Genomic DNA, 8,877 nt, shown 5'->3' with positions numbered 1-8,877 from the left:
CCGCAGCCCGGCCGCCGGCCGCTTCGTCGGCTCCCCGGCACAGCCGCTGACCCCCCCCCCGGCCATACCCGCCCCCCCCCCCCCCCCTAGGGGCGGGGGCCCGGGTGCCGGTCCCGCGCCCCTTTCCGGCTCCGCGTCAGGAAGCGGCCGGCGGCGTCGTCGGCCCGCCGGGGGTGTCCTTGTGCGCGATCTTGCCCAGGGCGTCCTTCGCCTTGCCCGTGCCGCTCGTGATCCGGTCGCTGTACTTGCCGTGGGTCTTGGAGTCCACGGCCTTGGCGACCTTGTCCAGACCCTCGGTGATCCTGCCCTCGTTCTTCTGCGCGAGGGCTCCGACCTTCTCCTTCGCCGGACCGAGCTTGGCCTTCAGATTGTCCAGCAGGCCCATGGGTCACCTTCCGTTGGCGGTCGCTACGTACGGGCGCCTTCGCCGGCTTCGCTGTCCGCGGCCACATCGGCCGACTGCTGCTTCGGAATCTCCACGGCCTCCGCCGCCGGAGCCTTCGCAACCGCGACCGCGACCGCGGCCTCGACCGCAGCCTCGGGCTCGGGCTCGGCTCCCTCGGCCCGGCCGGCCTCGCCGGACTCCGCCGTCAGGGCCTCGACCGCGACCTCTTCGGCCACAACCGCGTCCTTACGACGAAAAAACCGATCAAAAACACCCATGTCTACTCCCGTAACGCTACTCGTGCGAGTGAAGTTCCGCCGTGGCCGGACCGGCCTTCGCCGGGCGTACGCGGGGCATACGCCGGGCCGGAACCTCGCCAGGGGAACGACCCCGCCCCCACCCCGTCACGTAGCTCGATCGGGTACATGGCCGTGTCTTGACCGGGGGCTGCGAGACTGGGGCGGTGAGGAATGCAGCCCCCGCACCGCGGGTCATCGCCGTCGTCGGTCCCACCGCGGCCGGAAAGTCCGATCTGGGCGTCGCCCTGGCCCGCCACTTCGACGGCGAAGTCGTCAACGCCGACTCCATGCAGCTGTACCGGGGGATGGACATCGGCACCGCCAAACTGACGACGGGGGAGCGCGGCGGCGTCCCCCACCACCTCCTGGACATCTGGGACGTCACCGAGACCGCCAACGTCGCCGAGTACCAGCGCCTGGCCCGCCTCGAGATCGACAAACTCCTCGCCGAGGGCCGCACACCCGTCCTCGTCGGCGGCTCCGGCCTGTACGTACGGGGCGCCCTGGACGCCATGGAGTTCCCCGGCACCGACCCCGAGGTCCGCGCCCGGCTGGAGGAGGAGGCCACCCTGCGCGGCCCCGGCGCCCTGCACGCCCGCCTCGCATCCGTCGACCCGTCGGCCGCTCGGGCGATCCTGCCCAGCAACGGCCGCCGGATCGTCCGCGCACTGGAGGTCATCGAGATCACCGGCCGCCCCTTCACGGCCAACCTGCCCGGGCACGAGTCCGTCTACGACACCGTGCAGATCGGCGTCGACGTGGCCCGGCCCGAACTCGACGAGCGGATCGCGCTGCGCGTGGACCGGATGTGGGAGGACGGGCTCGTGGAGGAGGTCCGCCGGCTGGAGGCCAGGGGCCTGCGCGACGGAATAACCGCCTCCAGGGCGCTCGGCTACCAGCAGGTGCTCGCCGCGCTCGCCGGGGAGTGCACGGAGGACGAGGCCAGGGCCGAGACGGTCCGGGCCACCAAGCGGTTCGCCCGGCGGCAGGACTCGTGGTTCCGCCGCGACCCGCGCGTGCAGTGGCTCAGCGGCGGCGCCGCGGACCGGGGGGAACTCCCCGGACTCGCGCAGACGTTGGTCGAACGAGCGGTCACAGCCTGATCACGTGATGGCATCGGGACGCCCCGGGCGCCCGTCGAGGGGCCGACGGCGTGCCATCATCAAACTCCTGCGGGTGTGGTCACCGGCAGGCAATTGCGGCGTACTGAGTCCGAGTGGGGAGGGCGCGTGGCGATGGAGGCCGGCCCTCGTGACACCGGGCGGGACGACATCCGGCGGGAAGCGGATCCGAGGCTTCTCGACCGGACGGACGGGTCCCCCGACCCGACGGACGGGTCCGCGGGGCCCGACGCCCCCGCCGGGCTCGGGCTGCCCGCAGACCCCGCGCGGCTGACCCCGGACGGCCCGGACGCACCGGACTCCGCGGAGGCCGAGGCCGCCGCCGGACCCGCGTTCGAGGTCGAACTGCGTCCGCAGCGCCGACTGCGCCTGTGGCAGATCGCCCCCATCGCGGTGCTCGCCGCCGCCGGATCGCTGATGTTCGCCTTCCCGCTCGCCTTCGAGTTCGGCGACGGCGGAGCCGTGGTCGCCATGCTCGGCTTCCTGATCAGCTGCTGCGCCGGAGGCTGGGGGATGATGGCGGCCCGCCGGGTGGGCTACACCTGGCCCGGGCTCCCGGCCAGGGGCAGCGGCCGCCGCCCCGACTGGCGCATGGCCGCGCTGTACGCCCTGGTCGTGCTGGCCGTCATCACCCTTGCCGTGTACCGCGTGGCCCGGCTGCGCTGACCGCCCCCGGGCCACGCTGCGGGGCCTGCGCAGCGCCTCTGAACTGCGGCTCGGTACCATGGGCGGGTGACGCAGACCACCCTCCCCTTCCTCAAGGGCCACGGCACCGAGAACGATTTCGTGATCGTCCCGGACCCGGACAACTCGCTGGAGCTGCCCGCCTCCGTCGTCGCGAAGCTGTGCGACCGGCGGGCCGGGATCGGCGCGGACGGCGTCCTGCACGTCGTCCGGTCCGCCGCGCACCCCGACGCCGCGCACCTGGCCGGCGAGGCGGAGTGGTTCATGGACTACCGCAACAGCGACGGCTCCGTCGCCGAGATGTGCGGCAACGGCGTGCGCGTCTTCGCCCGCTACCTGCAGCACGCCGGTCACGTCGAGCCGGGCGACCTCGCGATCGCCACCCGCGGCGGCGTCAAGCACGTCCACCTCGACAAGAGCGGCGACGTCACCGTCTCGATGGGGCGCGCCGTCCTCCCCGAGGGCGAGGTCACCGTCTCGGCCGGCGAGCGCAGCTGGCCCGCGCGCAACGTGAACATGGGCAACCCGCACGCCGTGGCCTTCGTCGACAGCCTCGACGACGCCGGGAACCTGTACACCGCCCCGGCCTTCAGCCCGGCGTCCGCCTACCCGACCGGCGTCAACGTCGAGTTCGTCGTCGACCGCGGCCCCCGGCACGTCGCCATGCGCGTGCACGAGCGCGGCTCCGGCGAGACCCGCTCCTGCGGCACCGGAGCCTGTGCGGTAGCCGTGGCCGCCATCCGCCGCGACGGCGCAGACCCGGCCGCCACCGGCGAACCGGTCACCTACACCGTCGACCTCCCCGGCGGAACCCTGGTGATCACCGAGCACCCCGACGGGCGGATCGACATGACCGGACCGGCCGTGATCGTGGCTGCGGGAGAGTTCGAAGCGGCCTGGCTCACCGAAACGGCCTTCGCCTGAAGCTTCCCTCTAATGGGTGATCCGTTTCACGCTCAGCGAGAGGTGGACTGCGCCACGTGGTGGGGTCGGTAACATCAGGCACCGGCCCTGAGGGCTCACCCCATGCCCGCCACCGCCGGTCGAAGCCGCCGGAGGTGCCCATGAGTGCAGAGGCCACGAACCCCGAAGCACACCCCGAAGCGCGCCCTGAGCTCCGCAGACGCGGCCGGACCAGGCTCGATCTGCGCCGGCTCGGCCGCGCGGCCCTGCTGGGGCCCACGTCCCGCGACCGCCTTCCGGACGCCATCGGCCACGTCGCCGAGGCGCACCGCGCCCACCATCCGGACGCCGATCTGTCCGTTCTGCGCCGCGCGTACGTCCTCGCGGAGACCTCGCACCGCGGTCAGATGCGAAAAAGTGGTGAGCCGTACATCACACATCCGCTCGCCGTAACCCTGATCCTCGCCGAACTCGGCGCCGAGACCACCACCTTGACGGCCTCGCTCCTCCACGACACCGTCGAGGACACCGATGTGACCCTCGATCAGGTCCGCGAGGAGTTCGGCGACGAGGTCTGCTTCATCGTCGACGGCGTCACCAAGGTGGAGAAGATCGACTACGGCGCCGCCGCCGAGCCCGAGACCTTCCGCAAGATGCTCGTCGCCACCGGCAACGACGTCCGCGTGATGTCCATCAAACTCGCCGACCGGCTGCACAACATGCGCACCCTCGGCGTGATGCGACCCGAGAAACAGGCCCGCATCGCCAAGGTCACGCGCGACGTGCTCATCCCGCTCGCCGAACGGCTCGGCGTCCAGGCCCTCAAGACCGAGCTGGAAGACCTCGTCTTCGCGATCCTGCACCCCGAGGAGTACGAGCACACGCGCGCGCTCATCGCGGCCCACGCGGGGGAGCGCGACCCGCTCCCCGCCATCGCCGACTCCGTACGCACCGTCCTGCGCGAGGCCGGCATCGCCGCCCAGGTGCAGGTCCGGCCCCGGCACTTCGTCTCCGTGCACCGGATCGCCCGCAAACGCGGCGAGCTGCGCGGCTCCGACTTCGGCCGCGTCCTCGTCCTCGTCGGCGAGAACGCCGACTGCTACGCGGTCCTGGGAGAGCTGCACACCTGCTTCACCCCGGTCGTATCCGAGTTCAAGGACTTCATCGCCGCCCCCAAGTTCAACCTCTACCAGTCGCTGCACACCGCCGTCGCCACGCCCGAGGGCTACGTCGCCGAAGTCATCGTGCGGACCCGGCAAATGCACCGCGTGGCGGAGGCGGGCGTGGTCGCGCTCGGCAATCCGTACGCCACCGCGACGGCCGACGCCGCCGAATGCGACGAGGAGCGCGTGGACCCGACGCGGCCCGGCTGGCTGTCCCGGCTGCTCGACTGGCAGCAGTCCGCGCCCGACCCCGACACCTTCTGGAGCGTCCTGCGCGCCGAACTGGCCCAGGACCGGGAGATCACCGTCTTCCGCGCCGACGGGGGGACGCTGGGCCTGCCCGCCGGGGCCAGCTGCATCGACGCCGCCTACGCGCAGCACGGCGAGGCGGCCCACGGCTGTATCGGCGCCCGGGTCAACGGGCGCCTCGCCTCCCTGTCCTCCCCGCTGTCCGACGGGGACACCGTGCAGCTGCTGCTCGCGCAGGACGCCTCCTCGGGGCCCGCCGCCGAGTGGCTGGACCACGCGCGGACCCCGGCCGCCCGGATCGCCATCAGCCGCTGGCTCGACGCCCACCCCGACCGGGCGATGGCCACCACCTCGGCCGCGCGTGCGCCGCTGTCGGTGGTCGGGGCCCGGGGCGGCGGGGCCAACGCCGTCGCCGACCTGCCGGACGCCCCCGTGCGGCTCGCCGGATGCTGCACCCCGGTGCCGCCCGACGCGGTCGCCGGGTTCGTGGTCCGAGGCGGGGCCGTCACCGTGCACCGTATCCACTGCGCCGCGGTCGCCCAGATGCGCGCGGTGGGGCGCACCTCCGTCGCCGTGCACTGGCGGGCCACGGCGGACTGCCGGGTCACGATCCTGGCCGAATCGTTCGGCCGCCCCCATCTGCTCGCCGACCTGACCGAGGCCATCGCCCGCGAGGGGGTCGAGGTCGTCTCCGCGACCGTGGAGCCGCCGGTCGAGCAGCGGGTCCGGCACACCTACACCCTCCAGCTGCCCGACGCGGGCGGGCTGCCCGCCCTGATGCGGGCGATGCGGGACGTGCCGGGCGTGTACGACGTCAGCCGCGCATAGGCCGGGTCGGCGCCGGAAGGTCCCGTTCGGGTGGACCTGTCGCGCGCCGTGCGCGGCAGCGAGGCGGGCGCTGGTAAGCGGTGGTGGATGCAGCTCACCTCCCCGCGCCTGCGCGCCGCCCTGCTCGCCGCGGCCTCCCTCACCCTCGTCGCCGCCGTGCTGCCCCCGCCGACGGCGCTGGGCATCGGCGACCGGCTGTTCCCCGAGCTCGGGAACCCCGGGTACGACGTGCTCTCTTACGATCTGTCCTTCACGTACAAGGACAACCGCACCCCCCTCGACGCGGTCACCGTGATCGACGCCCGCGCCCTGCAGCCACTGGACCGGATCAACCTGGACTTCACCCACGGAAAGGTGGAGTCCGCCGAGGTCAACGGCGAGCCGGCGCGGTTCGAGAGCGTGGGGGAGGACCTCGTCCTGACCCCCGTGCGCCCCGTCCCGCGTCATGTGCCGATGCACATCACGGTCCGGCACACCAGCGACCCGCGCGGGCGCGGGGACGGCGGCTGGGTGCCCACCGAGGACGGCCTGGCCATGGCCAACCAGGCGGACGCCGCCCACCGCGTCTTCCCCTGCAACGACCACCCCGCCGACAAGGCCCACTTCACCTTCCGGGTCACCGCCCCGGAAGGGCTCACGGTCGTCGCCAACGGGCTGCCGGACGTCCCGGCCCTCCGCGGCCCGCGCAGGGGCCCCTCGACGACCTGGACGTACCGCACGCGGCACCCGATGGCCACCGAGCTGGCCCAGGTCTCCATCGGCCGCTCCGCCGTCGTCCACGGAACCGGACCCCACGGGCTGCCGCTGCGCGACGTGGTGCCCGCCCAAGACCGGGAGAAGCTCGACCCCTGGCTGAAGAAGACCGCCGGGCACATCGCGTGGATGGAGGAGCGCGTCGGCCGCTACCCCTTCGAGAACTACGGCGTCCTGATCGCCCGGGCCACCACCGGCTTCGAACTGGAGACGCAGACCCTCTCGCTCTTCGAGCACGGCCTGTTCTCGGGCGAGGGCTACCCCGAGTGGTACGTGGAGGCCGTGATGGTCCACGAACTCGCCCACCAGTGGTTCGGCGACAGCGTCACCCCGCGGACCTGGTCCGACCTGTGGCTCAACGAAGGGCACGCCACCTGGTACGAGGCCCTGTACGCGGACGGACTCGGCAAGTACTCCCTGGAGCGGCGCATGCGCGAGGCGTACCAGCGCTCCGACCAGTGGCGGGCGGCGGGCGGCCCCCCGGCGGCTCCGAAGGCCGCCGCCCCGGGCCAGAAGATCGGGCTGTTCCGCCCCGTGGTGTACGACGGGGCCGCGCTGATCCTGTACGCACTGCGCCAGGAGATCGGTACGGAGGCCTTCGACCGGGTAGAACGGCGCTGGGTGGCGGACCACCGGGACGGGGTCGCGGGCACCGACGACTTCGTACGCCTGGCCTCCGAGGAGGCGGGCCGGGACCTGCAGGGCTTCCTGGAGCCGTGGCTGTACGGGCAGACGACCCCCGCCATGCCCGGGCACCCGGAGTGGAGCGGGACCGCGGCCGGCGGGAGCCCGGCCGGCAAATAAAGGGTGTGACCGGCGGGGAACGGGCATGTCACCATCGACAGGCCCGTTCGGGGAATCCCCGGGCGGTGTGACACGTTGGACGTGACAGTTCCAGCAGTGCTATTCGAAACGACGTAAGGATCCAATGACCTCCTCTTCTTCCCCTTCCCAGGACGCGCGGGACGCACGGGACGTGCCGGACTCGCCGAGCTTCACCGAGAGCCTTCGGGCCGATGCCCTGATGGAAGAGGACGTCGCCTGGAGCCACGAGATCGACGGAGACCGGGACGGCGAGCAGTTCGAACGTTCCGAGCGCGCGGCCCTGCGCCGCGTAGCCGGCCTCTCCACCGAACTCGAAGACGTCACCGAGGTCGAGTACCGGCAGCTCCGCCTGGAGCGTGTCGTCCTCGTCGGTGTCTGGACCTCCGGCACGGTGAACGACGCGGAGAACTCCCTCGCGGAGCTCGCCGCCCTCGCCGAGACGGCGGGTGCCCTCGTCCTCGACGGCGTGATCCAGCGCCGCGACAAGCCGGACCCGGCCACCTTCATCGGCTCGGGCAAGGCGCGCGAGCTGCGCGACATCGTCATGGAGAGCGGCGCCGACACCGTCGTCTGTGACGGCGAGCTCAGCCCCGGCCAGCTCATCGCCCTCGAAGACGTCGTCAAGGTGAAGGTGGTCGACCGGACCGCCCTCATCCTGGACATCTTCGCGCAGCACGCCAAGTCCCGAGAGGGCAAGGCACAGGTCGCTCTCGCGCAGATGCAGTACATGCTGCCGCGCCTGCGCGGCTGGGGCGCCTCGCTGTCCCGCCAGATGGGTGGCGGCGGCGGTGGCGGCATGGCCACCCGAGGTCCCGGTGAGACCAAGATCGAGACCGACCGGCGACGGATCCGCGAGAAGATGGCGAAGATGCGCCGGGAGATCGCGGAGATGAAGACCGGCCGTGACATCAAGCGGCAGGAACGGCGCCGCAACAAGGTGCCGTCGGTCGCCATCGCCGGCTACACCAACGCGGGCAAGTCCTCGCTGCTCAACCGCCTCACGGGCGCGGGCGTGCTGGTGGAGAACGCACTGTTCGCCACCCTCGACCCGACCGTGCGCCGGGCCGAGACGCCCAGTGGCCGGGTCTACACCCTGGTCGACACGGTCGGCTTCGTCCGGCACCTGCCCCACCACCTCGTCGAGGCGTTCCGCTCCACGATGGAGGAGGTCGGCGACTCCGACCTCATCCTGCACATCGTGGACGGCTCGCACCCGGCGCCGGAGGAGCAGCTGGCGGCGGTGCGCGAGGTGATCCGCGAGGTCGGCGCGGTGAACGTGCCCGAGATCGTGGTGATCAACAAGGCGGACGCGGCGGACCCGCTCGTCCTGCAGCGGCTGCTGCGCATCGAGCGGCACTCCATCGCCGTCTCGGCGCGCACGGGCATGGGCATCGAGGAACTCCTCGCGCTCATCGACACCGAGCTGCCGCGGCCCGAGGTCGAGGTGGAGGCCCTGGTGCCCTACACCCGCGGCTCGCTGGTCGCCAAGGCACACGCCGAGGGCGACGTGATCTCCGAGGAGCACACCCCGGAGGGCACCCTGCTCAAGGCGCGGGTCCACCAGGAGCTGGCGGCGGACCTGGCGCCGTACGCGCTGGCGAAGCGGTGACGCACTGACGCACTGAAGTGCGTGTGAGAAAGGCCGGGGTCCCCTGCGGTGCAGGGGC

At 72.5% G+C, this 8,877-nt stretch carries 8 protein-coding genes; 6 read left to right on the top strand and 2 right to left on the bottom strand.

From position 1 onward, the window contains the following. Positions 1 to 136: 136 nt before the first annotated feature. The gene (locus ACFCZ1_RS31310) at positions 137 to 385 is read right to left on the bottom strand and encodes an antitoxin (protein ID WP_376681648.1); all 249 of its coding nucleotides are present in this window, start codon (positions 383 to 385) and stop codon (positions 137 to 139) included. A 23-nt stretch (positions 386 to 408) separates the two neighbouring features. Further along, positions 409 to 621, bottom strand: a complete 213-nt coding sequence (locus tag ACFCZ1_RS31305) for a gliding motility protein (RefSeq protein WP_376681647.1) — start codon at positions 619 to 621, stop codon at positions 409 to 411. A gap of 227 nt (positions 622 to 848) precedes the next feature. Between ACFCZ1_RS31305 and miaA the strand changes: the two genes are divergently transcribed. The 6 genes from miaA to hflX all read left to right on the top strand — a co-directional run bounded on the left by miaA (position 849) and on the right by hflX (position 8,819). Then, positions 849 to 1,787, top strand: a complete 939-nt coding sequence (miaA, locus tag ACFCZ1_RS31300; protein ID WP_376681646.1) for a tRNA (adenosine(37)-N6)-dimethylallyltransferase MiaA — start codon at positions 849 to 851, stop codon at positions 1,785 to 1,787. Positions 1,788 to 1,919: 132 nt separating this feature from the next. After that, complete coding sequence (locus ACFCZ1_RS31295; RefSeq protein WP_376681689.1) at positions 1,920 to 2,471, top strand: hypothetical protein; 552 nt, start codon at positions 1,920 to 1,922, stop codon at positions 2,469 to 2,471. A 66-nt stretch (positions 2,472 to 2,537) separates the two neighbouring features. Beyond that, positions 2,538 to 3,413 carry a diaminopimelate epimerase gene (gene dapF, locus ACFCZ1_RS31290; RefSeq protein ID WP_376681645.1) on the top strand — a complete coding sequence of 292 codons (876 nt, stop codon included), beginning with the start codon at positions 2,538 to 2,540 and terminating at the stop codon, positions 3,411 to 3,413. A 140-nt stretch (positions 3,414 to 3,553) separates the two neighbouring features. Further along, positions 3,554 to 5,632: a RelA/SpoT family protein gene (locus tag ACFCZ1_RS31285; RefSeq protein WP_376681644.1), complete on the top strand. Its 2,079-nt coding sequence runs from the start codon at positions 3,554 to 3,556 to the stop codon at positions 5,630 to 5,632. Between the two features lie 87 nt (positions 5,633 to 5,719). Beyond that, positions 5,720 to 7,189: a M1 family metallopeptidase gene (locus ACFCZ1_RS31280; RefSeq protein ID WP_376681688.1), complete on the top strand. Its 1,470-nt coding sequence runs from the start codon at positions 5,720 to 5,722 to the stop codon at positions 7,187 to 7,189. 124 nt (positions 7,190 to 7,313) lie between these two features. Then, positions 7,314 to 8,819 carry a GTPase HflX gene (gene hflX, locus ACFCZ1_RS31275; protein WP_376681643.1) on the top strand — a complete coding sequence of 502 codons (1,506 nt, stop codon included), beginning with the start codon at positions 7,314 to 7,316 and terminating at the stop codon, positions 8,817 to 8,819. Positions 8,820 to 8,877 lie beyond the last annotated feature (58 nt).

The organism is Streptomyces sp. NPDC056224 (assembly GCF_042267665.1).
Taxonomy (GTDB): domain Bacteria; phylum Actinomycetota; class Actinomycetes; order Streptomycetales; family Streptomycetaceae; genus Streptomyces.
The sequence above is the reverse complement of the archived record's forward strand: the minus strand, read 5'-3'. Positions and strand labels throughout refer to the sequence as shown.